The 24069-nt window shown below is 38.9% G+C and carries 18 protein-coding genes, 2 tRNA genes and 1 pseudogene; 10 read left to right on the plus strand and 11 right to left on the minus strand.

The features are described 5' to 3' along the window. Nucleotides 1-84 precede the first annotated feature (84 nt). Nucleotides 85-2928, plus strand: a complete 2844-nt coding sequence (gene rcsC / locus G6Q48_RS03990) for a two-component system sensor histidine kinase RcsC (RefSeq protein ID WP_166264595.1) — start codon at nt 85-87, stop codon at nt 2926-2928. Between the two features lie 78 nt (nt 2929-3006). On the opposite strand, the gene rcsB is transcribed toward rcsC, so the two are convergent. Both rcsB and rcsD read right to left on the minus strand, forming a co-directional pair. Further along, on the minus strand, nt 3007-3657 hold the full coding sequence (gene rcsB, locus G6Q48_RS03995; protein ID WP_004259923.1) for a response regulator transcription factor RcsB: 651 nt from the start codon (nt 3655-3657) through the stop codon (nt 3007-3009). A gap of 1 nt (nt 3658) precedes the next feature. Next, entirely contained in the window at nt 3659-6358 is a 2700-nt protein-coding gene (rcsD, locus tag G6Q48_RS04000; RefSeq protein ID WP_166264597.1) for a phosphotransferase RcsD, read from the minus strand. 213 nt (nt 6359-6571) lie between these two features. Between rcsD and G6Q48_RS04005 the strand changes: the two genes are divergently transcribed. Continuing rightward, nucleotides 6572-6659 (plus strand) — tRNA-Ser (locus G6Q48_RS04005). 5 nt (nt 6660-6664) lie between these two features. Then, nucleotides 6665-6740, plus strand: a tRNA-Thr gene (locus tag G6Q48_RS04010). Nucleotides 6741-6936: 196 nt separating this feature from the next. Here G6Q48_RS04010 and G6Q48_RS22170 read toward each other — a convergent pair. Next, nucleotides 6937-7029: pseudogene (locus G6Q48_RS22170) on the minus strand (hypothetical protein); the annotation flags it as partial. A 438-nt stretch (nt 7030-7467) separates the two neighbouring features. Here G6Q48_RS22170 and lpxL point away from each other — a divergent pair. Then, a complete protein-coding gene (gene lpxL, locus G6Q48_RS04015) occupies nt 7468-8391 on the plus strand; it encodes an LpxL/LpxP family Kdo(2)-lipid IV(A) lauroyl/palmitoleoyl acyltransferase (RefSeq protein WP_166264599.1) in 924 nt (307 codons plus the stop codon). Nucleotides 8392-8933: 542 nt separating this feature from the next. On the opposite strand, the gene gltP is transcribed toward lpxL, so the two are convergent. From gltP to G6Q48_RS22410, 3 genes are all read right to left on the minus strand, one after another. Beyond that, nucleotides 8934-10241, minus strand: a complete 1308-nt coding sequence (gene gltP, locus G6Q48_RS04020) for a glutamate/aspartate:proton symporter GltP (protein ID WP_102137666.1) — start codon at nt 10239-10241, stop codon at nt 8934-8936. Nucleotides 10242-10791: 550 nt separating this feature from the next. Then, nucleotides 10792-11454: a GntR family transcriptional regulator gene (locus tag G6Q48_RS04025; RefSeq protein ID WP_102137667.1), complete on the minus strand. Its 663-nt coding sequence runs from the start codon at nt 11452-11454 to the stop codon at nt 10792-10794. Between the two features lie 284 nt (nt 11455-11738). Beyond that, the gene (locus G6Q48_RS22410; RefSeq protein WP_256372923.1) at nt 11739-11870 is read right to left on the minus strand and encodes a hypothetical protein; all 132 of its coding nucleotides are present in this window, start codon (nt 11868-11870) and stop codon (nt 11739-11741) included. Between G6Q48_RS22410 and G6Q48_RS04030 the strand changes: the two genes are divergently transcribed. From G6Q48_RS04030 to G6Q48_RS04050, 5 genes are read left to right on the plus strand one after another with little or no spacing between them, the layout of a single operon-like run. After that, nucleotides 11871-13112, plus strand: a complete 1242-nt coding sequence (locus G6Q48_RS04030) for an NRAMP family divalent metal transporter (RefSeq protein WP_102137668.1) — start codon at nt 11871-11873, stop codon at nt 13110-13112. It abuts the gene before it with no gap. A gap of 14 nt (nt 13113-13126) precedes the next feature. After that, nucleotides 13127-13906, plus strand: a complete 780-nt coding sequence (locus G6Q48_RS04035; RefSeq protein ID WP_166264601.1) for a 5-oxoprolinase subunit PxpA — start codon at nt 13127-13129, stop codon at nt 13904-13906. Further along, on the plus strand, nt 13903-14709 hold the full coding sequence (locus G6Q48_RS04040; RefSeq protein WP_102137670.1) for a putative hydro-lyase: 807 nt from the start codon (nt 13903-13905) through the stop codon (nt 14707-14709). Before G6Q48_RS04035 ends, G6Q48_RS04040 begins: the two co-directional genes overlap by 4 nt. 9 nt (nt 14710-14718) lie before the next feature. Beyond that, nucleotides 14719-16323: a 5-oxoprolinase/urea amidolyase family protein gene (locus G6Q48_RS04045; protein ID WP_166264603.1), complete on the plus strand. Its 1605-nt coding sequence runs from the start codon at nt 14719-14721 to the stop codon at nt 16321-16323. After that, on the plus strand, nt 16310-18049 hold the full coding sequence (locus G6Q48_RS04050; protein ID WP_207393007.1) for an acetyl/propionyl/methylcrotonyl-CoA carboxylase subunit alpha: 1740 nt from the start codon (nt 16310-16312) through the stop codon (nt 18047-18049). The genes G6Q48_RS04045 and G6Q48_RS04050 overlap by 14 nt, the downstream gene beginning before the upstream one ends. A 40-nt stretch (nt 18050-18089) precedes the next feature. On the opposite strand, the gene G6Q48_RS04055 is transcribed toward G6Q48_RS04050, so the two are convergent. Next, the gene (locus G6Q48_RS04055) at nt 18090-18359 is read right to left on the minus strand and encodes a hypothetical protein (protein ID WP_102137672.1); all 270 of its coding nucleotides are present in this window, start codon (nt 18357-18359) and stop codon (nt 18090-18092) included. A 401-nt stretch (nt 18360-18760) separates the two neighbouring features. Between G6Q48_RS04055 and G6Q48_RS04060 the strand changes: the two genes are divergently transcribed. Next, complete coding sequence (locus G6Q48_RS04060) at nt 18761-19303, plus strand: DUF924 family protein (protein WP_166264605.1); 543 nt, start codon at nt 18761-18763, stop codon at nt 19301-19303. A 58-nt stretch (nt 19304-19361) separates the two neighbouring features. On the opposite strand, the gene G6Q48_RS04065 is transcribed toward G6Q48_RS04060, so the two are convergent. From G6Q48_RS04065 to G6Q48_RS04080, 4 genes are all read right to left on the minus strand, one after another. Beyond that, nucleotides 19362-19955, minus strand: a complete 594-nt coding sequence (locus G6Q48_RS04065; RefSeq protein ID WP_102137674.1) for a TorD/DmsD family molecular chaperone — start codon at nt 19953-19955, stop codon at nt 19362-19364. A 151-nt stretch (nt 19956-20106) separates the two neighbouring features. Next, complete coding sequence (locus G6Q48_RS04070; protein ID WP_102137675.1) at nt 20107-20883, minus strand: dimethyl sulfoxide reductase anchor subunit family protein; 777 nt, start codon at nt 20881-20883, stop codon at nt 20107-20109. A 1-nt stretch (nt 20884) separates the two neighbouring features. After that, nucleotides 20885-21502 carry a DMSO/selenate family reductase complex B subunit gene (locus G6Q48_RS04075; protein WP_125891252.1) on the minus strand — a complete coding sequence of 206 codons (618 nt, stop codon included), beginning with the start codon at nt 21500-21502 and terminating at the stop codon, nt 20885-20887. Nucleotides 21503-21513: 11 nt separating this feature from the next. Next, entirely contained in the window at nt 21514-23943 is a 2430-nt protein-coding gene (locus G6Q48_RS04080; protein WP_102137677.1) for a DMSO/selenate family reductase complex A subunit, read from the minus strand. Nucleotides 23944-24069: the final 126 nt, after the last annotated feature.

The raw sequence follows: 24069 nt of genomic DNA on the forward strand, positions 1-24069 counted from the left end.
TTTATTACTTTTCATGTTTGTCGCTTTTTTATCATATAATCGAGTATAATTAGCAGTCATAGTATCGAATGTACAGGAAAGCGCTTGAGATATTTACCCTCGTTTAAAACATCACTTAGACTTTCTCGGGATTTATTTCGTATCCTCGGCTTGATGTTGTGGGGCATGGGCGTTTTTATCACTCTATTTTTCCTTTACTCGCAGTTTAATGAATACAAATCTGATATCCGTCAACAGTTCTATTCCGGGCATGAAAATATACAAGCGTATATTCAACAAACGGGAGCGACGCTGAATTCGATTCAATCGATGACTGAGCTATATAGAGTAAAGTTGCAAGAATCGACAGATGAAAATAATCTTCCAAGTAAGTTTCTGGAATTACCGAACGCATCTAATTACTCTTTCTATAAATTAACATCGAATACAGATTGTGATTATTTTAGGGATAGAGCGGAAAATTATTTGCAAGCTTTTGAGCAATTAAATTATTTTTGGAAAGATAGTATTGCTGCCCCTCAAGCTTTAAATCATGTCTTTTTAGTTGGTTCGAAAAGTTATTGTCTGGTGGATTATCCTATTCGATCTACCATATCGGATATCGAAATACTAAAAAAAGTCAGCTACGAAAGCGTACGGACTTACCAAGGCTTAAGGCTACAAGGCAAAGAGCGTAAATTATTTACCATTATGCATGGCGTACAGCCAGATTATGGGCAGCTTTACTTAATTCAGGCAATCAAGCACGACAATATGCTGCCTGCATTTATTGGGTTAGAGCGTACAATTAATTTGAATCAATTTAACATACGCCGAAATAAAGCTATCGAAATATTGATAATTAACGATTATAACCAACCTGTTTTATATTCTCCTATAGATATCAATCCTAAAGGCTCAGCGCTGCTCAATATTTCTGAGCCTTCATTTTTTGGTTTTAACTCAGATTATTCAAAATTAATTTTCAAAAAACGGTTAGCACCTTCTCAAATTACCGTCATTTTTTCAATTGCGACGTCTGAAATATTAGCGAGTTTAGAAAATGCTATCTTTTACGGTATTGTCCTAAATATTTTTACAGGGGGATTGATTTTCTTTTTAATTTGGTTACTTGAACGGAAAATGCTTGAACCTGCAGAAAACACCGCGATACGGCTCGAGGAACATGAGCAATTCAACCATAAAATTGTAGCATCAGCACCTGTTGGTATCATTATTTTAAGATTGACTGATGGCGGTAATATTCTCAGTAATGAATTAGCCCATGACTATTTTCGGTTATTAAATGATGATGATAAACAGCGAATATTGACAATCATCCGCCAGAAAACGAGCAATTATATCGATGTAGTGACAACCAACGGCACACACTTGCAAATTAGCTTTGTAAACTCACGATATCAAAATGAAGATGTCGCTATTTGTGTATTAATTGACATCAGCATTCGTGTGCAAATGGAAAAATCACTGCAGGATGTAGCCGATGCAGCTGAACAAGCTAACCATGCTAAATCAATGTTTTTGGCGACTGTTAGCCATGAATTAAGAACACCATTATATGGAATTATTGGTAATATAGAGTTACTACAACGTTATGAATTATCAGAGAAAGCAACACGCTTAGTTTCAACTATGGATAATTCATCATCGCTTTTATTACAGATTATTAGTGATATTTTAGACTTTTCAAAAATTGAATCTAAACAATTGAAAATAGAAAGCAAATTGTTTCATTGTCGAGAAGTTTTTGCGTTTGTATTAGCGAACTACTTGCCATTAGTGACTAAGAAAAAAATATCATTATATTCCTATATTGAACCCAGCATCCCAGATCTCATTTTGAATGATCCAGTTCGTTTACAACAAGTGATTTCTAATATTGTAAATAATAGTATTAAGTTTACGGAATCAGGTTTTGTGTTGCTTTATGTTTGGAAAGATGAAAACTATTTAAAGATAGAAATCCGTGATTCAGGGATTGGAATGACCCAGGCAGTGGTTATGCAGTTATTTGATCCATTTTTTCAAGTTTATGGGCAAAATAATTTGGGTCATAAAGGAACAGGCCTAGGTTTAGCTATTTGTGAAAAACTGGTTAACCTCATGGATGGTGATATTGAAGTAACTTCACAGATTGGACTTGGTAGCTCATTTACTATTCGTATTCCTTTATATGGGCAAGAATATACAAAGAAAAATATTCCAGAATATCGTGCACATTATCGCATTGCTATTTCGTGTCGAAATGAATTTTTAATGAATTTTCTTTTGCGTCTGTTAGGTCATGAGCAATTTTCAGTTGTTAGCCATAGCACAATAGATAAAACACAAAGATATGATTTGCTAATAACCGATTATGAGCATGTTGAGGAGATAGCCTACGAACATCATATCCAGCTATCAAGTGGTTATGCAGGCGAGCTCCATGAAGTAAAACAGAATCAATGGATTTATAATACATATCAATTAGATAAATTACCCATGTTAATTGATAAAGCCATCATGAAAACAAGTGAACAATCACAAAAAAATAGTATGGCAAATCAACCATTAGTCGTTGACCATTCGTTAGGTGAATGTCATGTATTGATTGTTGATGATCATCCAATTAACCGAGTATTATTGAGTGAGCAATTAGCGACAATCGGCTTTACTACTGGCACGGCGATAGATGGGCTAGATGCATTGAAATATTTAGATAATCATCATGTTGATATTATTTTAACAGATGTAAATATGCCAAATATGGATGGTTACCAGCTGGCCAAAGAACTGCGACGTTTAGCGTTCAACTTACCGATTATCGCATTAACCGCTAATGCAATGGCAGAAGAAAAGCAACGTTGTATTAATGCAGGGATGAATGATTGTTTATCAAAACCGACAACAATTGCAATTTTACGTGAGACCTTGACTCGCTATTGTTAAGTGTAGCTAAAAAACAGATACAAAAATAAAAACCCATAGTTGGGTTTTTATTGGTGTAGTTTTGTAGTCGAAATGAAATTACTCTGAAGGCGAGTTATCAATGCTGACGGAAGAAAGGTAATTCAGTAGCGCTATATCATTTTCAACGCCTAATTTCAGCATGGCTGATTTTTTCTGGCTACTTATTGTTTTTATACTGCGGTTAAGTTTTTTCGCAATTTCAGTGACCAGAAAACCTTCAGCAAACAAACGTAGCACTTCACTTTCTTTTGGTGATAAACGTTTGTCGCCATAGCCGCTTGCATTGACTTTTTCCAGCAGCTTGCTCACGCTTTCGGGTGTGAATTTTTTACCTTTTTGTAAAGCCGCTAACGCTTTAGGTAAATCAGCAGGTGCGCCTTGTTTGAGCACAATCCCTTCAATATCCAGCTCTAAAATTGCGCTAAGAATGGCCGGGTTATTGTTCATTGTGAGAACAATGATTGATAGGTCAGGATAATGCCGTTTGATGTATTTGATTAAAGTAATACCATCACCATATTTATCACCTGGCATTGATAAATCAGTAACTAGCACATCCGCATTTAAACGCGCTAAGTTATTAATCAAAGAAGTTGAGTCCTCAAATTCCCCTACGATATTCACCCATTCAATTTGTTCAAGTGATTTCCTGATGCCGAAAAGAACGATAGGGTGATCATCGGCAACAATGACATTTAGGTTATTCATATTATTGGTTACCTTCTGGCATTAGTTTTTTGACTGAATTATCCAGCATGCTAATGCAATTTTTTATTTCCAATCCGTTTTCATCTGCTATGTAACGCTCCAAATCTTCACAAAGCTTATGAAGATAAGTAAACTCGAGCATAGCAAAAACTCCTTTTAAACGATGTGCAGTGTTTTTCAATTCGGTCAAATCCTCAACACTTTCACTATTATACAGTTTATTAATATCTATCGGTACTGTTGTGATGAACAAATCTCGATATCCACTATTTGCTAGCGCTAATTGATAACTTAAAATTGCATTTTCTATTGATTCATTCGAGGTCTGTGAAAGCACTTGAGTATCAACATGGTGTGAAATCAAATTATCAGAATGGCCATGTTCATCGTCTGCGTTTTCGATCAGTAATGAGATAGCATCAATTAATTCATCAGCAAAATTATAGTTAGCTTCGATGTAATGAGGTTGTAATTGATTTATTCCAGATAGGAAACCATTTACTTTAACAATGTTTTCAAAACATTCCTCATTATTATCAGTTATTAAGAGATCCCAGTTGGTATGAGGGGAGCTCTCACTTAAATCCAAATATTCCGCGCCATAATTTGTTAATGTGCTCCTCACAATCCGTGAAATATCAGCATTATGTATATTTAAACGAATACAAATATCCTCCAATAATGCAGGGTACTCTTTGGCAAGCATCTCTTTGGCTGCTGGAAGCGTAACTTCATAATGAGTACCGATTGCATCACTTGAGCGAATAGAAAAAACACCATTCATTTTTTTTACCAGTAACTTACATAAATAAAACGTTATACCTGAACGTGTAAAGTTAGAGGCGTTCAAAATTTGCCCAGTAAAGGGGCTTTGCAAATTACTCAGTTCTTGGTTACTTACTCCAGTTCCACTGTCTTTAATATTTAATAAGATTGTATTTTTACTGGGGTTATAAGATAGCGTGAATGAAATTTTTCCAAAAGAGGTTGTTGCAATAGAATAATCCCAAATTAGTTGCATTAATTGCTTTAAATAATCAGGATTTGCCACGATAAGCGAATCTGGATTAACGTTATTATGAAAATAAAGCGCTAACCCTTTGTTATTACACTGGGATAGATTTTGCTTCAAAAATTGGCTAACCAGGTTACTGATAGAAACATTCTCAGTTTTTATAGGTTCAGCTTGGGATTCTAGCTGATTTAATAAGCTAATATTTTTAAACCAACGATTGATATAGAAAAGCTGACTTTCAATTTTTAAAATAAACTCACGGTTATTTATATTAGCCATTTCGGATAATTTAGTTAGTTGCTTATCCACTTTAATAAGTGAAGGTAATATTTCACTGCACATATTCTCAAATACGACTTTACGCATGTGAATATTTTTTTTGTATTCGCGATTGGCTAATTCTTGGCGTTTTTGGGTCAACGCCTCTTTATCTTTGTCCATAATAATAAAGAGGGCAGTGTTAGATTTTGACATGTTATCGACAAGTATAACTTCATATACAATATTCTCGATAGAAACTTGAATCACATCATGGTTTTCAATCGCCATTTCTTTAATGTGAACAAGGTCCATAGAAGGTAATAATTGGTTAGCAATGTCATTGCTCAGGATCTTTTTGTTGGTGTTAAAGTCATAAACTAAAATACCGTATGAAATATGACTGATAATATCGCTAGTCAGTGAGGCATTAAAACTCAGCTCTTGCAACATATTGGTATTTGGTGAAATAAGGCGCTTACGAATAAAGAGCATGATCAGTAAAGCGAATAAGATCATAATAAGCATGCCTGTCATTAGCCATAAGTTATAACTAACCACATTAAAAATAATACTTTTTAATGAAACATGGTAATAAAGCTGATATCCAGTCCCATCAATAGGATGGGAGAAAATGAGGTTGGTTCCAGACCAAGTTGAATGAGATTCATTGCTGCCCGTGCTTGAAGGGCGTGCATTAATTGTAAAAAAATTCCCATTTAAACTTGGTGGAATAAGTGAGTTGATAGAAATATCAAAGGATATGACGCTAGTTAACTGCCCCGGTGAATTGAACATTAACCGATAAGTATAGTAAAAAAGGTTATCGGGGGAGTATTTTGGGATATTTGAAATTATTTCCCGTCGATCTAACAATGTTGATTGAGTCAACATATCAGCACGCTTTTCTTCAGCCGTTAATGTGAGATAACTTTCTTTAAAACGGAGCTCAGGTTTAAGGATTGAATGGGTGGTCACTAAGACTAAGGTATTGTCTAAGCCATTGAGATAATACATGGAGTTATATTCATTACGGGCTCCCCACACAATCTCCATATAATTTGCAAGTTTAGACGCTAAAGCATTATTACTTTGCTTATTATTACCAAATACAATGGCATCAATGGATTGGTTTGCACTACTTAGCCAAAAAATATCATGGCGGATCCCAGTCACTGCGAGGTTATCGGTGGGGGGCACTGAAGATTTGTCATTGGCAATTTTGTAGATATGGCTCGCTTGATAACGATAATCTTCGATTTGATACGCTAACCGACTTGCCATGCTGTTCAAGCTAGTTTGACGGCTTTGAACCAATGCTTGATAGTAATTAAAGAGTGATAAAAAAAGCATCACAATTAGCAACAGAATAAATGCTGCGAAAATACGAAAAAGCGTGTTTGGTTTTAATAATGATTGTTTGTACATACTGTAGCAAGTCGTCCCATCGGCAATAGTATTATTAGGTTAAAAATCATACGCCTAGAGAAAGGATAGACACCGATTTTGCACAGATACTACCATTTTTATTGGAAAATAGAGAACAATTGAGTGAAGATTAGCCAAACGAAGTAAAAAAATCAATTTTTTTACTTTCAGGGGTAGACAAGTTGGTGGGATTCCTCCATAATCGCGCCCCATGGAGAGATGGCCGAGCGGTCGAAGGCAGCGGTCTTGAAAACCGCCGATGGGTAACCATCCTAGAGTTCGAATCTCTATCTCTCCGCCATATTAGCCGGCTTAGCTCAGTTGGTAGAGCAACTGACTTGTAATCAGTAGGTCACCAGTTCGACTCCGGTAGCCGGCACCAAATAAGAACCCGTTACATTTAATAGATGTAGCGGGTTTTTTCTTTGTATTTATGTACATAATGACAATGCCTTAAGCAGTGGTTGTGCCATATTGGTGTCATCGTGTGAAATTAGCTCGTCGACCTTCATGGCATGTTCAGTGAGGCGATTCGCTGCTGCATGAACAAATACAAAGCGCTGGTGTTTTCCTATTTAGAGTTTCAATACCATGTATGTGGTATTATTTAGGGCAACACCTATCGCTTTTTCTCCTTTTGCATTTTCAGGGGCGATCCAGGCTACTTTCCTTCCTTAACTATTGGCGGTCACTTGAATTGACTGCTAATAAACATAGCTACTAAATTGACAAAACTAGCAAAATAATCCGTAAAATGACAAAAATACACATTAATAATGAGATTAATTAAGCCATATATGTGATAATTTTGACCATTCATAACTGTTTAGGTGATTACGTTTTTAGCTTAACTGGCATATAGTTCTGATTAAAGGTAAATAAAGTTACAGAGCTATTCATTCATTGGCTACACTGAAAATTAAATATTACTTAACTGCTTGGAAAAGGTTATCCGACTGTTATCTACTCAAATGGAAGATACATTGTAAGGGTATTCAGATAGTTGTGGGCGAAAGCCCATCTTGTTGTAGTAATCATGTTGAATTTAAAAGACTAAATATTGTCTAAAATAGCGTGCATTCTGCAAAGGCGAAGTATTGGGAGATATAATGTACGCCAAAAACCCATTTTCACTGAAATTGGTCCATCCGAAGTACTTAGTAACATGGGTGGGGGTTTTTATCTTATTTTTATTGGTTCAATTACCTTATAAATGGCAAATGTGGCTTGGTGCTTTTCTAGGCAGTAATTCACGGTATTTTATTAAGAGAAGAGTGTCGATAATTAAGCGAAATTTAGAGTTGTGTTTTCCGAATAAAAACAAAAATGAAATAGATACTCTGGTAAATGACAACCTAAAATCTTTAGGCATCGCATTATTTGAAACGGGGATCGCCTGGTTCTGGAGTGATAAAAAAGTAAAAAAATTATTTCAAGTAAAAGGAATGTCTAATTATTTAGATGCTATTGGGAAAAATAAAGGTGTAATTATCGTTGGAGTCCATTTTATGTCACTTGAGCTAGGTGGTCGGATTATGGGCCTTTGTTTCCCTGTTAATGCGATGTATCGACCTCATAATAATAAAGCGATGGAATATATTCAGACAAAGGGGCGGTGCCGTTCTGGCAAAGGAATGATTGATCGTAAAAATTTAAAATTTATGGTTCAAGAATTGAAAAGTGGCAAGTCCATCTGGTTTGCACCTGACCAAGATTTTGGAAGAAAAGGCACGATATTTGCGCCATTTTTTTCTGTCAAAAATAGCTCTACATCAAAGGGGACATCAATACTTGCTCAATTATCTAAATCACCGACGCTCACAGTAACATTATTGAGAAATAAGAGTGGGGTTAACTATGATTTAGTATTGGGCAAAGAAATACTAGGATATCCAAGCTCTGATGAATTACAGGATGCAACAATGATTAACGCTGTTTTAGAGGCCGAAATAATGAAAGCCCCTGAGCAGTATCTTTGGGCTCATCGACGGTTTAAAACCCGGCCTGAAGGTGAAGTGTCACTTTATCGCTAGTTTTATCTTTAGTGTCAGATGCCATAGAGGGTTGAAAAGGAACTTGTAAGCTTTCTATTGATAACCATTTTTATCTTATAGTGTTTTCTAACTCATAATATAAAACGAGATAAACATATATTTATCTCGTTTTATCAAAGAATTATGTTGTTTTTAGTATAAGGCTTTTCGTTATAACCAGCTGTGTAGCATAAAATATGATAATGAAAATATAAAAATTACCATTAGGTGTTGGAGCACCTTTAAAAACAAAAGAAATCTTCTTATTTGATTCATTGTTTCCTGCTTGGCTAATAAAAACGGCTAATTAAACAGTCTTATATAGTGTAGTAACACTAACTATAAAATACCAAATTCCATTAAAAAAATTAAAAAAATGTGAAATAAATTACACTTAATAAGTAAAATTAACTAAGTTAATGAGTGGTTAATAAATAATAAAATATCTGGTCATTTATTAAGTAAAATACGTAAAAATAGAATAGCCTTCAATAACGATGTTAGTGGAAGGCTATTCTAATATAGAGTTACGTTAGAATAAACTAAAAGCTTTTTTCATATTCACGAGCTTTTTTATCGTCATAGTTATGTTCCCATTTGGCAATAACAAGAGCGGCTAGGGCGTTACCTACAACGTTAAGTGCGGTACGTGCCATATCTAGAATACGGTCTACACCTGCGATGAATGCAAGCCCTTCTAGTGGGATACCTACACTTCCTAGTGTGGCAAGAAGAACAACAAATGAAACGCCAGGGACACCCGCAATACCTTTAGACGTGATCATGAGCGTAAATACTAGGATAAGTTCTTGCCCAATAGAGAGCTCGATACCATAGAGTTGGGCAATAAAAATAGCGGCAATACTTTGGTATAATGTTGAGCCATCTAAGTTAAATGAATAACCTATTGGAATAACAAAGCTTGTTACTGATTTAGGCGCTCCATATTTCTCCATTTTATCCATAATACGAGGAAGTACGGTTTCAGAACTGGCTGTTGAATAAGCGAGTAATAACTCATCTTTCAATATTTTCATTAAAGTAAAAATATTTATTCGGCAATAACGGGCGACTAATCCTAATACTACTACTGCAAAAAATAGAATTGCACAATGGACGAGTATAACAAGTTTCAACAGAGGCACTAAGGATGAGAAACCAAAGTTAGCGACGGTAACAGATATTAATGCGAAAACCCCGATTGGAGCATACATCATAATCATGTTCGTTACACGGAACATGGTTTCAGAGAAAGTCTGTAATACATTGAGTAGAGGCTGTTTTTTCTCAGAAGGTAAAGAAGAAAGCCCCAAACCAAATAACACAGCAAAAAAGATGACTGGCAGCATGTCACCACTTGCCATAGCAGCAAAAATATTACTTGGCACTAAAGTTAGGATCGTATTAATGATCCCTGAAGGGTGGCTTTCAACTTCTTGAGTGGTTTTTTCATATTGTGAAATATCGACTTGTGTTAATTGCGACATATCGATACCAACACCTGGTTGGAATATATTGGCAAAAGAAATACCGACGATAATGGCAATTGTAGTAATAATTTCAAAATAAAGGATAGTCTTGAAACCAAGAGAACCGAGTTGCTTGGTATTACCAACTCCTGCTATCCCAACAATTAACGTTGATATAACGATAGGAACAACAATCATTTTGATTAACTGAATAAATATTTTACCCGCCGGGGAAAGAATATTTAAAATCAACCAATCTTTGTACTCTGAATTATCATGTAAAAGCGCTCCAGCAATAACACCTAAAATAAGAGCAAGTAATATTTGCCATCCTAGGCCAAATTTAAACGGTTTTTTTTTAGTCACTTGGTTTAATGTCATAATTAAATCTCATTTATATTAATAATTTTTATGTATGTGTTTTTATTATCATAAATTTTATATCGAATATTCGGTAAAACTACAACTAATAACTCGATTAATTTGAGTAATTTCAATGAGTGATCTATATAAACGTGTTTATTTTGTTAATAAATAAGGCAATTATGGTTATTTATGTAAAATAAATGGTGGTAGTGTGAATGAATAAGTGATTTTTAATTGCAAGGTGTTTCTAAAAGTAAATCTGATAAATATTCCAAAATTGTTAATGGTATTGTTTTTGCACTGTTTGTTTTTTGCAAACAAAACTAGATTGAGCGAAAAATAGACTGCAACTCTTTATTTTTATCGAATATACGACTGAATGTGATTTTATATTTAAATTGTTAGATTTAATTAGTTAATTAAAGTTTAACTTAGATATAGCTAGATGAATGGATGATATTGAAATATTAAAGGATTTCTATAAATGGCTTCTCACTCAAATTTATATAATGAAATTAGTTAGAAGTGGGTGAGTTAAATAATGAAAAAGAAAACGTCAAGCAACTCAAACGGCAGATTGTTTCCGTTTAAATGCTGCGAGCAGTGTGCGTTCAGAGAGATCTAAGTAACCACGTAACATATTGGCTGCATCTATATTTTTGCCAGAATCTAATAAATTAAGAATAGAATGGTTTTTATCAATATAGGGGGCATATAAAATTTTAGGGTCATTTAGGTGACCAAAGGCTAGTCGTAATTCAGCAGACACATTACGGTATAATTTAATTAGGCGTTCGCTGTCAGATAGTTCGACAATGGCAGTGTGAAATTTCATATTTGCAGTGCCTACACCCACCCAGTTCTCTGTCTTTTCATGTTCTCTAGCTTCTTGAACTGCATCTTTCATTTTTTGAACTGATGGATGCATGGCATATGCATGAGTTAGTGCATCGCACTCAATAAGTCGGCGAACTTGATAAATATCGATAATGGCAGCCATATCTGGTACTGAGACAAATACGCCCTTATTTGGAGCATAAGTTAATAAACCTTCCTGCGTGAGTACACGAAATACTTCCCGTAATGTATTTCGAGAAATATCGAGTTCTTCACTTAATGCCGCTTCAGATAAGCGTTGACCTGGTGTGATCTCCCCAATTGTTATCTTATGACGTATAACTTCTGCAATAGAAACAGATAAAGTTTGGGCAACAGGTTGTTTTTTCATAATAAAGGCTAATTTTAGTCTCAGGGGCAATGAGCCGCTATATTCACATATTCAAATTATAGCAGCAAGTTTCATTTCTCTTTACCACATTCCACCCCCTGTATTTGCACAAGAACAGTGAAATTAAAATTTATTGCACCAATTTGGTGCAATTTGCTTGGTAATCGATATGGCTTGTGAGTCAAAATTGTTAAAAAAGTGATCTCGTCTTGATTTTTAAACGAACAATTACGATTTTTATTGATTGTTTATTCATCATTCAATACTAATTGTTCAACAATCTATTAAAAATGAATTAACAATACAGCTAACAAGTAGAACAATGGCACGATAATTGCCTTAGTGACTGTGACATCAACAACTAGATCAACAACCACATCAATAATTAAAACAATAACTATTAGAGGAGTATGCATATGGCAGCTCATGAAAGTGCACCAACTACTGCTGAATATGTGAAAAGTCGTCGTTCATCACTGATAAGCGCAATTTTTCTAATGGCAACTTCAGCCATTGGGCCTGGGTTTATCACACAAACTGCGACTTTTACCGTGACATTAGGGGCTGCTTTTGCCTTCGGAATTTTAGCGTCTATTGTGATTGACTTCATTGTTCAGCAAAACATATGGCGAGTTGTTACCCTGACTAAAATGCACTCATCAGAAATTGCGAATGCCACAATTCCTGGGAGTGGTTATTTATTAGCGGTATTAGTTATTTTCGGCGGGCTAATTTTTAATATTGGTAATATTGCAGGCGCAGGGTTAGGGCTCAATGCCTTAGTCGGCTTAGACCCCAAATGGGGGGGCTTGATTAGCGCATTATTAGCAATTTATATATTTTCCTCCCGTAAGGCCAGTACGTTTATTGACCGGTTGATTATTGGATTAGGCGTAGTGATGATCGGCTTAACTTTATTTGTCGCTATTGCATCAAACCCACCTGTTGGGGAAGCATTACGTCAAAGCGTATTACCTGACACAGTTGATTTTGCCATGATAACCACCATTGTTGGGGGCACTGTCGGGGGATATATCTGTTATGCAGGTGCTCACCGTTTATTGGATAAAGGCGCTGTTGGTATTGAAAACATTAAAGTTGTCTCTAGCGCAGCCACAAAAGGTATCCTAGTTGTTGGGCTGATGCGTTATATTTTGTTTTTGGCTATCTTAGGTGTAGTCGCAAGTGGTGTGACTATTGATATTTCTGGTCATGCGGCCAACCCAGCATCTCAAGCATTTCAGGCTGCCGCAGGTAACTTTGGTTTACGTATCTTTGGTTTAATTCTATGGGCTGCGGCACTCACCAGTGTAATTGGTGCGGCTTATACCTCTATGAGCTTCTTAACGGCATTTAAGTCTTCTATCACAGAAAGGCAACGTAATGTCGCAACTATCATATTTATCGCAGTTTCTCTGGTTGTCTATTTATTCATGGGAACAGCCCCTGCGGCATTATTGGTTTTTGCTGGTGGTTTCAATGGGCTAATTTTACCTATTGGTTTAACTTTATTTGTTTATATCGGTTGGAAACGCTCAGATTTAATGTCGGGCTATCATTATCCGCGTTGGCTATTATGGTCTGGTGTCGTGACGTGTGCACTCACTTGGTATATGGGCGCAATGTCTGTCGGTACAATTTTTAATTATCTGAAATAACTCAAGGAGTGATCATGAAAAAGCAGATTGATTTAAACAGTGACCTTGGGGAAAGTTTTGGACAATGGGAAATGGGCAATGATACCGACATTCTGCCTGTTGTTAGCAGTGCGAATATTGCTTGTGGTTTCCATGCGGGTTCACCAGAAGGGATATTAAGAACCCTTAAAGCCGCAAAAGAAAATGGGGTTGCTGTTGGTGCTCATGTGGGCTATCCCGATTTAGTGGGTTTTGGTCGACGTAATATGGATATTGCATCGAATGAATTAACCGCAGACGTAATTTACCAAATTGGTGCATTACAAGGGCTAGCAACCGCAGCAGGGACACAAGTTTTATATGTTAAACCTCATGGCGCATTGTATAACACGATTGCTCATGATAAACGCCAAGCAATGGCTGTGATTGATGCGATATTAGCCATTGATAAGCGATTGATATTAGTGGCGTTAGCTGGAGCCCCGATAATTGAGTGGGCACGAGATAGTGGGCTAAATGTAGTTGCCGAGGCCTTCGCTGATCGCGCATATAACAGCGATGGCACATTGGTATCCCGAAAATTAGCCGGTTCAGTATTACATGACCCACAGATAGTTGCAGACCGCATGTTGCAGTTGGTCATGGAAGGCGGAGTGATGTCGATTGATGGAAAATTTACACCTGTTGACGCTGGGTCGATTTGTGTTCATGGGGATAGCCCTGGCGCCCTTGAAATGGCGAAACAGGTGCGAGCCGTATTAGAACAACAAGGTATTGAAATTTATGGTTTTGCCCATAAAGGAGATCATGAATGACACAGCTAATGAAAGCATCACTGCAGGCCATCGAAGCTGCTCGCCTTGCACGGCAAGCTATCCGCGAAGGATATGACAAACCAACAGCAGGCCTTGCCCCGGGTATGACTCAAGCCAACATGATTGCGTTGCCACGTGACTGGGCATTTGACTTCTTATTATATGCTCAGCGTAACCCAAAGAGCTGCCCTGTTTTAGACGTATGTGAAGCAGGGAGCTGGCAAACTGTCCTAGCTGAAGGTGCCGATTTACGCACGGATATCCCACGTTACCGTGTGTGGGAAAAAGGACAATTAATTGATGAAATTACGGATGCGACAGCAATCTATCAACAACATCCTGATTTAGTCACTTTTTTAATTGGTTGCAGTTTTACATTCGAAACGCCAATGATTGAAGCAGGTATTGATATACGGCATATCACGGATAAATCGAATGTTCCGATGTATAAGACTAATCGTCTTTGTCGCCCAGCAGGGCGTTTACAAGGCGAATTAGTGGTTTCAATGCGACCAATACCTGCAAATCGCGTGGCTGATGCAGTGAGTATTACGGGTAGGTTCCCTGCCGTGCATGGCACACCTGTTCATATTGGCGCACCAGAACAATTAGGTATTACGGATATTATGCAACCTGACTTTGGTGATGCGGTTCGCATTGAAGAGGGCGAAATTCCCGTTTTCTGGGCTTGTGGTGTCACACCTCAAGCTGCAGTAATGAAATCAGGGGTTCCATTCGCATTAAGCCACGCACCTGGTTACATGTTTATTACAGATGTACCTGATGCCGCATATCACATATAGAGGTGCCAATTGAGATTTTTACCCGTCAATTTAAGTGCCTTTATGGTGGAGTTGGAAAGTCTTGAACAAACAATGGCATTGACTGATTCCTTAACAGAAATGCCAATTTATGGGATTGACGAAATAACGCCAGCAGCGAGGACAATTTTAATTCACTATAACCCGATCAAGACAAATGTGAATGATTTGGTTGAAAAGATATCACTTAGAGATGTGTCGGCGGTCGTCGGCAAGGCCAGTAAATTGGTTACTATCCCCGTTCACTACAATGGCGAGGATTTACCAGATGTTGCAGCGCATTTAGGGATATCCACTGCGGAAGTAATACGTCGTCATACAGAAAATGAATTTCAGGTTGCATTTAGCGGTTTTGCCCCAGGTTTTGGTTACATGGTTTCGAAAGAAGCTAAGCTGAACGTCCCAAGGCGTCAATCGCCAAGAGTACGCATCCCTGCGGGGTCGGTTGCCTTAGCTGGAGAGTTTAGCAGCGTTTACCCACAAGCTAGCCCAGGGGGATGGCAGCTAATTGGTGTGACTGAACTATTAATGTGGGATATCAATCGACCTGAACCTGCACTCGTTCAAGCTGGCATGCGGGTCAACTTTATCGATGCCGCGAAAAGCCAAATTAGCTATAGCTTGCCAGCGAAAGTAAGTATTGAAAAAAATGCTAAGAATGTCAGTGCTGATTTAACAGTTTTAGCGACGGGGTTACAGGTTTTATTTCAAGATTTAGGGCGTATAGGCCAATCGGCATTGGGGATCTCTGAATCAGGCGGTATGGATAAATCGGCATTACGTAGTGCAAACCGTATTGTGGGGAATAAATCAGATTCTGCCGTTTTAGAGATAACGCAAGGTGGGTTTAAGGCTCAAGTTCACAAAGACCTCATTGTTGCAGTGACTGGAGCGCCTTGTACTATTGACGTTATCACAGCAGAAGACCAGCAATATCAAGTTGACACTTATCAACCGATTCATTTAGCAAAGGGCGACACCATCAAACTGAGCCGCCCGAGCAAAGGAGTTCGTAGTTATTTCGCTGTCCGAGGTGGTTTCAATATAGAGCCTATTTTATCGAGCTGCTCGTTTGATACATTAGCGCAAGTTGGTCCAGCTCCAATCACGGCGGGCCAAACACTCACGGTTAACAGTAATTCATCTCCATTAGCCGTTTCATTATATGAGGCGCCTGTTTTTGATTACCCAACAGAAAACGACGTGGTGGTTTTGGATGTGGTATTAGGGCCTCGAGCGGATTGGTTTACAAAACAAGCAGTTGAACAACTAACGAGCCAATTATGGCAAGTTACAGCGTCATCAAACCGAATAGGTTTGCGACTATTTAGTGAAAAACCGTTAGAGCGTGAACAATTACAGGAGCTACCGAGCGAAGGAACTTGCATTGGTGCTATTCAAGTCCCCGCCAATGGCCAGCCTGTTTTGTTTCTCAATGATCACCCTTTAACAGGCGGTTATCCCGTTATTGGCGCGGTATGTGAATATCATCTGGATTTAGCAGGGCAAATTCCTGTGAATGCCAAAATACGTTTTAATCCACTCGGTGAATTTAAAGTACTACAAGGGAGCCATTGTGCTTATGAAAATGAATAACAACAAAAAACATAAAGTATTGATTGCTAATCGAGGCGAAATTGCAGTTCGTATTATCCGTGCATGTCGTGATTATGGTTTCCAGTCTGTTGCGGTTTATGCGGACAGCGATATTGACGCTCTCCACGTCACAATGGCTGATGAAGCCTACGGGCTTGGGGGAAACTCGCCAGCAGAAAGTTATTTAAATATTGAAAAGTTGATTAGTATCGCTCAGCAGTCAGGTTCAACCATGGTGCATCCAGGGTATGGTTTTTTATCTGAACGGGCTGAGTTTGCGCGTGCAGTTGAAGCCGCAGGGTTAATCTGGATTGGGCCGAGCGCAAATAGCATTGATATACTAGGGGATAAGGTTCAAGCTCGCCATATTGCAATGCAAGTCGGTGCACCGCTAGTGGTTGGCACAAAAGATCCTGTGAATAGTGCACAGGAAGTCCTTGAATTTGCTCATCAACACGGCTTACCTATTGCTATTAAAGCGGCATTTGGTGGTGGTGGCCGAGGGCTAAAAGTAGCTTGGCAACTCCATGAAGTTGAAGAACTTTATCACTCAGCAGTACGCGAAGCGACCGCTGCATTTGGCCGGGGTGAATGTTTTATTGAACAATTTTTACATAACCCTCGGCACATTGAAGCCCAAGTTATTGCGGATACGCATGGTAACGTGCTGGTGGTGGGGACTCGTGACTGCTCACTACAACGGCGTAATCAAAAACTGGTTGAAGAGTCGCCAGCCCCTTTTTTATCTCAGAGTCAACAGCAGCAAATCATTCAAGCTTCAACGGATATTTGCCGCAAAGCGGGCTATGTGGGAGCCGGAACCGTTGAGTTTTTGCTAAGCCAAGATGGCACGTTGTCATTTCTAGAAGTGAATACGCGTTTACAAGTTGAGCACCCAGTCACAGAGGAAACCGCAGGTATTGACTTAGTGATTGAGCAATTGCGAATTGCAGAAGGTTTACCTTTAAGTATTAATGAGATGCCGACTCCTCGGGGGCATGCATTTGAATTTCGTATTAATGCCGAAGATGCTGGAAACGGTTTTTTACCGACACCTGGCACTATTACGGTTTTTGATGCACCAACGGGGCCGGGGGTTCGTGTCGATAGTGGTGTAACAGCGGGAACAACAATACCGGGTACCTTTGATTCGTTAATGGCGAAATTAATTGTTGTGGGTAGTACACGAGAGCAAGCCATTTTGCGTGCACGTCGTGCTTTGGCTGAATTTAATATTGAAGGCGTTGCATCCGTATTACCATTCCACAGAGCGGTAATGGAACAAACTGATTTTTGTGATAATTTTAGCGTTCATACGCGTTGGATAGAGACCGAATTTAATGTGGAAATTCCACCTGCAAAACGGCAAATTCCACTATCGCCTGCTGAAATGACACGCACTTTTATTGAAATCGATGGAAAGCGTTGCGAATTGGGTTTACCTACACAACTGTTTTCTGGCTTTTCAGTCAATAGTTCAGCTGCAACCCATTCAGTTCCTCAAATAATTCATAACCCAGATGCGGTCAATGCACCTATCTCTGGGCTATTATTTAACTGGCTGATCCCTCACGGAAATAATGTTTCTGAAGGGGATATAATCGGTGTCATGGAGGCGATGAAAATGGAAGTTCAAATTGTTGCACACCGAGCAGGAACGTTGAAACACTGTGCGATTAAAGGGGATTTTGTTGAAGCAGAGAGCCCAATAGCTGAAATTGTTTAGTTTGGTTGGCTTAAGTTTGAGCTAAAGGAATTAGCTCAAACTAACGAGAAAGTCGTTCAGGCAATGTTCTTAGAGGAAGATGAGGCGCAGGAATGGCATGTTTTTCTTCAGCGGTCATTTCATTGCTATCGCGGTAGACTTCACCACATAGAAAATAGAGATTTGGCCGTTTTGATTCTAGGTAGTCTTTTCGGCTAATACATTGTTCTTGTGTGAAAATAGTTTCAGTCACAGGTAACGCATCACATGAATCTGAGCCACAAGGACTCACCCATAATGCCCACCCAATGAGTACCATATGTCCTGCCATTTACATTGCCTTCCTTAATAAGAACCAATATGAACCGCTGAAAAGTGATGACTGTAAGTAGCTCTCTAATTCACACACATTATAAGTTAAATTCTAACATTGAGTTAACCAAATGTATGTATTTAGACATAATGAATTCTCTTATTCACACTAAAAAGCAAATCTTTATGAATTAAAAAGTTGCGAATTATTATAAGTAGAAATTAAATGATTTAATAATAAATAACGCTGTATATTATTAAAATAACCCTGTCGATATCGAGTGTTTTTTGGTGTCAGATCGCAAAAAAATAAAATAATTATCTACAAATAACCGATGTTAGAGCTCAAGCCTGTCAATTAAGACTATTTTTAACTAGGATTATGACAACCTCTAATAAGAAAATTGATAGGAATAAATCATGACTTCCATGGAAGAAGTGTTTTCATTTTGGTTTGAGGAATCGACACCAAAACAATGGTTTGAAAAAAATGCTAAATTTGATTTGACGATAGCACAACGATTTGCTCATGTTTGTGAACGCGCAGCTAAGGGTGAATTAGCGTATTGGCGGGCATCTATTCGAGGCCGTTTAGCGGAAATTATTGTTCTAGACCAGTTTTCACGTAACCTATGGCGTGATACGCCAAAGTCTTTTGCTCAAGATGGGATGGCTTTAGCACTAGCGCAAGAGGCGATTAAGCAACATGATTATAACCTCCTGACGTTATCACAGCGCAAGTTTGTTTTAATGCCATTTATGCATTCTGAATCCAGTTTTATTCATTTACAGGCCGTTGAACTCTTTCGCATGCTGGGTGATGACGGCACATTAGATTATGAAATGCGACATAAAGCGATTATTGACAAATTTGGTCGCTATCCGCACCGTAATGAAATTTTAGGTCGGCCATCTACACAAGAAGAAATTGCATTTTTACAAGAGCCAAATTCTTCTTTTTAGATTAAAACCAAATGAGCCCATATCTTACTTAATAAGCTCATTTGGTTTCGCTTTTCATTTAACGAAATAACTCAGCATGGATTGGCGATAATGCTAATTCTAACTGTAGTGATTTGAGGTAAATTTCAGTGATCTGCGCAAGGTTAGGGTAAAAGGCTGTCTCAGTTTTACTTTCCTGCACCAGTTCTAAATAACGATATGCCCAAGGTAATAAATGTTGTTCAAATAGCGTTATAATGGCGCTGTCGTCTTCTTGTTCCGCTAAAGCAGAAACAGCCATCATCATTAAGCCAAATTGGTCTTCAGGCTCACGAAGTCCGGTGTCAGTCACTAACCCTTTGGTTTGCAAAAAATGGCGATAAGCCGCTGTTGATTCTCCCATAACAGAATTGTCATGTTCCAGATATACAGACCCCCATGGAGGCGCTGGCATACTACCTTGTCCTTCGAATAAGATAGAATAATCATACGAGATATCATCAGGTTGTGTTTGTGACAACGAAGTACAAATCGCCTGAATTTGCTCTGGATTTTCCCATGAGTGTAACTGTGGGATTTCACCCAAAACAGGGTAGACGTTTCGTAACGTGTCCGATTGCGGAGGGTAGTAGAAAAACGCACCAAGGATGCGGATCATTGTCGTATCAATCATATTATTTTATCCGTCTTATTTCGCGTTAAAGCATGACATCATTATCTGATTTCCTGTCACTGTATCGATGCAGGATGATGTGGGATTACTAAACAAAGAACCCCAAACGGGGTTCTTTAATAATAAATTATAACATAGTAAGAACAATGCCTTACATGGTTATCTGCCACAAGTTATAGAATGCGATACGGCCTGCAAGTTCAGCTAATAAAACAGCTGCCGCACACGTTGCTAATGTTGCTCTTGGTACGCGTTGCTTTAACGTCATACCAACAAATGCAGCTAAAGCAATGGCTAAGACGACAACTTGGAAGCCCCAGAAGCCTGTTTGCTCACCGCTAAGAGCGGGGCCGGTTTCGGCTAAAAACGCTTGGTAACCAGCACGGCTTGCAAAAATAGCGAAAGTACCAATTAAGAACGAAGCAATACCTAAGCCACGCGCACCAATTGCAATAGCGAGCGCACCGCCACCGACTAACATCGTCATCCACATTTGCAGTGTGGTATAACCGGTGTCCCAGTTAGCAATAGTGGCGATGTTGTACACTTGAGGTATTGACCAAACAAATGCGAGTCCTGACACTACTGCGGCAATATTTGCCAGTTCACGCAATAACGTATGCTTGAAAAATAGAGTGAAAAATAACGTTGCCGCAGCGCATCCAACAAATACGCCACTTAAGAACGCTTCATTACTCATTGGCGAACGGCCTACACCCAGTAGCATATTGAAGAAGCGTAGTGGTTGACCAACGTGTAACCCACCGATACCCAAACCAATTATCATAATAATAAAGGCAACGATATTGGCAGTTTTTAGCTGTTTATCGTCAATAGACCCCATTTTACGGCTGATATAAGCGAGTAAAAAAAGCCCAGCAGCTGACTGTCCTAAGACGGTGAAAAAAACGAGTGGTAATTCATGCATCTTACACCTCCGCAGGGTTTTTTAATTCGCCACTTTTATCGCCAAATGGCTTCGCATCTTTATGTGGTTTGATGACAATATTTGGGTTTGTCAGGCTTGGGTCTGGCATTGGCGCAATACCACACTCTGTCCCGTGTAACTCACGAAGAACATTAATATCATCAAAATCTAAAGCACGCTGCGGGCAAGATTCAACACAAACTGGTTTCATTCCTTTTGCGACGCGTTCATAACAGCCGTCACATTTAGTCATGAGTTTTTTCTTCTCATCAAACTGTGGTGCGCCATATGGGCAACGTAGTTCACAGTAACGGCAACCCACACAAATAGATTGGTCAACTACGACTAAACCATCCTCTTCACGTTTGTGCATTGCACCGGTTGGGCAACCTGCGACACAAGTCGGGTTTGAGCAATGGTTACATGAAATCGAAAGATAGTAATTAAAGACGTTTTGCTGCCAAATACCATCTTGCTTTTGCCAACTTCCGCCACCAAACTCGTAGACACGACGGAATTTTGGACCTAAATCTAAATCTTTTTCATCCTTACAACTGACTTGACACGTTTTACAGCCAGTGCATTTTGTGGAGTCAAAGTAAAAGCCATATTGTTTCATCATTCAACTCCTTAAGCGCGTTTAACTTCAACAAGGTTAGTATGTTGTGGGGTACCTTTAGCCAATGGCGAAGGAACATGAGAGGTCAGTGTGTTGATACAACCACCAATATCCAGCCCATCTTCATTGAGAGTACGCCATGCACCTTGTGGAACAGCGATAACACCAGGTAATACACGCTCTGTCACTTTCACTTTAATTTGAATACGGCCACGATCATTAAATATTTCAGCCATGTCACCATTGTTCAAGCCGCGTTGCTGGGCATCAATTGGGTTGAGCCAAAATTGATGCGGAATGGCTTCACGGAGCATGGCAACATTGTAATAAGATGAATGCACATGGCCTTTATCATGAAAGCCCGTCATTAATAGCGGATGCTTCTGTTGGCTTGCTTGGGCTTCAACGCCTTCTTTATTGACGCAATATTCAGGAAGAGCAGGGATACGTTGGCCTTCTGGTAACTCCCAATTTTTAACACGCTCAGCCAGTTGTTCCGAATAGATTTCCACTTTACCTGACGGCGTTTTCAATGGGTTATTGATTGGGTCATCACGGAATTTCTTCAATGCAATATTTTCTGAACTGTTCAAGAACTTACGGTCGATAATACCCGCACCGTCAGTTTCGCTGAATTCAGGTAAATGAGGCATTTTTTCACGTGTTTTGTTATAACAGAACTCAATCCATTCGGCGTAGGTACGGCCTTCTGTGAATTGTTCTTTTACCCCCATTTTCTCAGCAACTTCTGCTAATACATCATAGTTAGGGCGGTTTTCCCACAGTGGCTCAATGGCATTTTGTAGGCGAACTAAATAGTGGTATGCACCACTTGCATAGGAGTTATTGATTAAATCATTGGTTTCAACGGTAGTGACATCCGGTAACAATAAATCTGCATATTTTGCGGATGGAGTATCATGGTTATCCCACACCAAAATGAACTCACATTTTGACTCATCAGCAAGTATTTCATGGGTTTTGTTTAAATCACCATGTTGGTTACCAATGACATTACTGGAGTAACACCACATAAATTTGATGTCGTTATTGAGTTTATCGACACCTTTAATACCACCGTTCTCTGCGGTTAATTCTTTCCCACGAACAATAGCTTCTGACCACATATAAGTTGGGATCAGGGCTTTGACTGGGTTAGGTAAAGCAAATCCCGCAACAGGATAAGCATAGCTATTACCCCACAGGCCTGTGTTCGTTCCTGCACGACCAATGTTCCCAGACATTAACGGTAGCATCATGATTGAACGACAAGCTTGCTCACCATTTTCGGTACGTTGCAAGCCCCAGCCTTGTGAGATCCATGCTCTATTGGCATTACCAATTTCACGTGCAAGTTGCTTAATGCGTGCGACGGAGATCCCCGTTAATTTACTCGCCCACTCTGGGGTTTTTGCGATGCCATCAGGCCCATTACCTAAAATATAATCTTTATATGATGCATTGCGTGGTGCAGAAGCAGGTAAGGTAGACTCATCCCAACCAACACAATAGTTGTTCAGGAATTCTTCGTCAGTCAGGCCTTCTTCGATCATGACATAACCGAGAGCAGCAACTAATGCAGCGTCAGTACCGGGGTAAATTGGTATCCATTCAGCGCCAAGCGTTGTGACGCTATCAGTGCGACGCGGGTCAATGATAATCACTTTTGCCTTGCTTTTATCTAACGCATTGAGGGTCTCGTAGAATTGACCGCCGCCAGACATGCGCGTTTCTGCAAGGTTGTGGCCAAACATGACAACTAAGTCAGAGTTTTGGATTTCAGATAAATAGGATTCTTCTACACTACCATAGACATAAGGTGTGATTTCCATTAATTGAGCATATGAATATGTACCATAGTCACCCAAGAAACCACCAGTTAAGCTTAATAAACGTTTACAAGCTGCACGGCCGTGTAAGTTAGCACCCGTTGACCCAGAGCCATACTGATAATAAATGGCATCACTTCCATATTTATCAATCGTATACTTTAATTTTTCAGCGATAATGGTTGTTGCTTCATCCCATGAAATCTTTTTAAACTTACCTTCACCACGTTTACCAACACGAACCATTGGGTATTTTAAACGGTCTGGATTGTAGGTTTTCCAACGCACTGAACGGCCACGTAAACATGGACGAATTTGGTGTTCGCCTAACGTTGAGTCGTCATACATCGTTTCATTGGAAATACGGCTGATAACACCATCTTTCACATGAACTTTTAATGGGCAGCGGCTGCCACAGTTTACTAAGCATGCGCTATAGCTAATTTTTTCGCTGACTTCGTCAGGCATGATTGCTGGCGTTTTTGCTTGTACAGCAAAAGGTAGAGTGATTGAGCCAGCAACAGCAGCGACACCCGCAACGGTTGCAGAGGTTTGTATAAACTCCCTCCTGCTCAGTTTTCCAAATTGAGTATTTATTTTATTTTTATGCATTGACATTGCCTATATGTAAATAACAACATTACTATCTTGTTTTATATGTTAAAAAAAGATCCTGTAGAGTTACATGACTTACATCAATGTTATCCACGATAAAGGAAATGTATTTATTTAATTTAT

The organism is Providencia sp. M-27, from assembly GCF_011077905.1.
Classification (GTDB): Bacteria; Pseudomonadota; Gammaproteobacteria; order Enterobacterales; family Enterobacteriaceae; genus Providencia; species Providencia huaxiensis.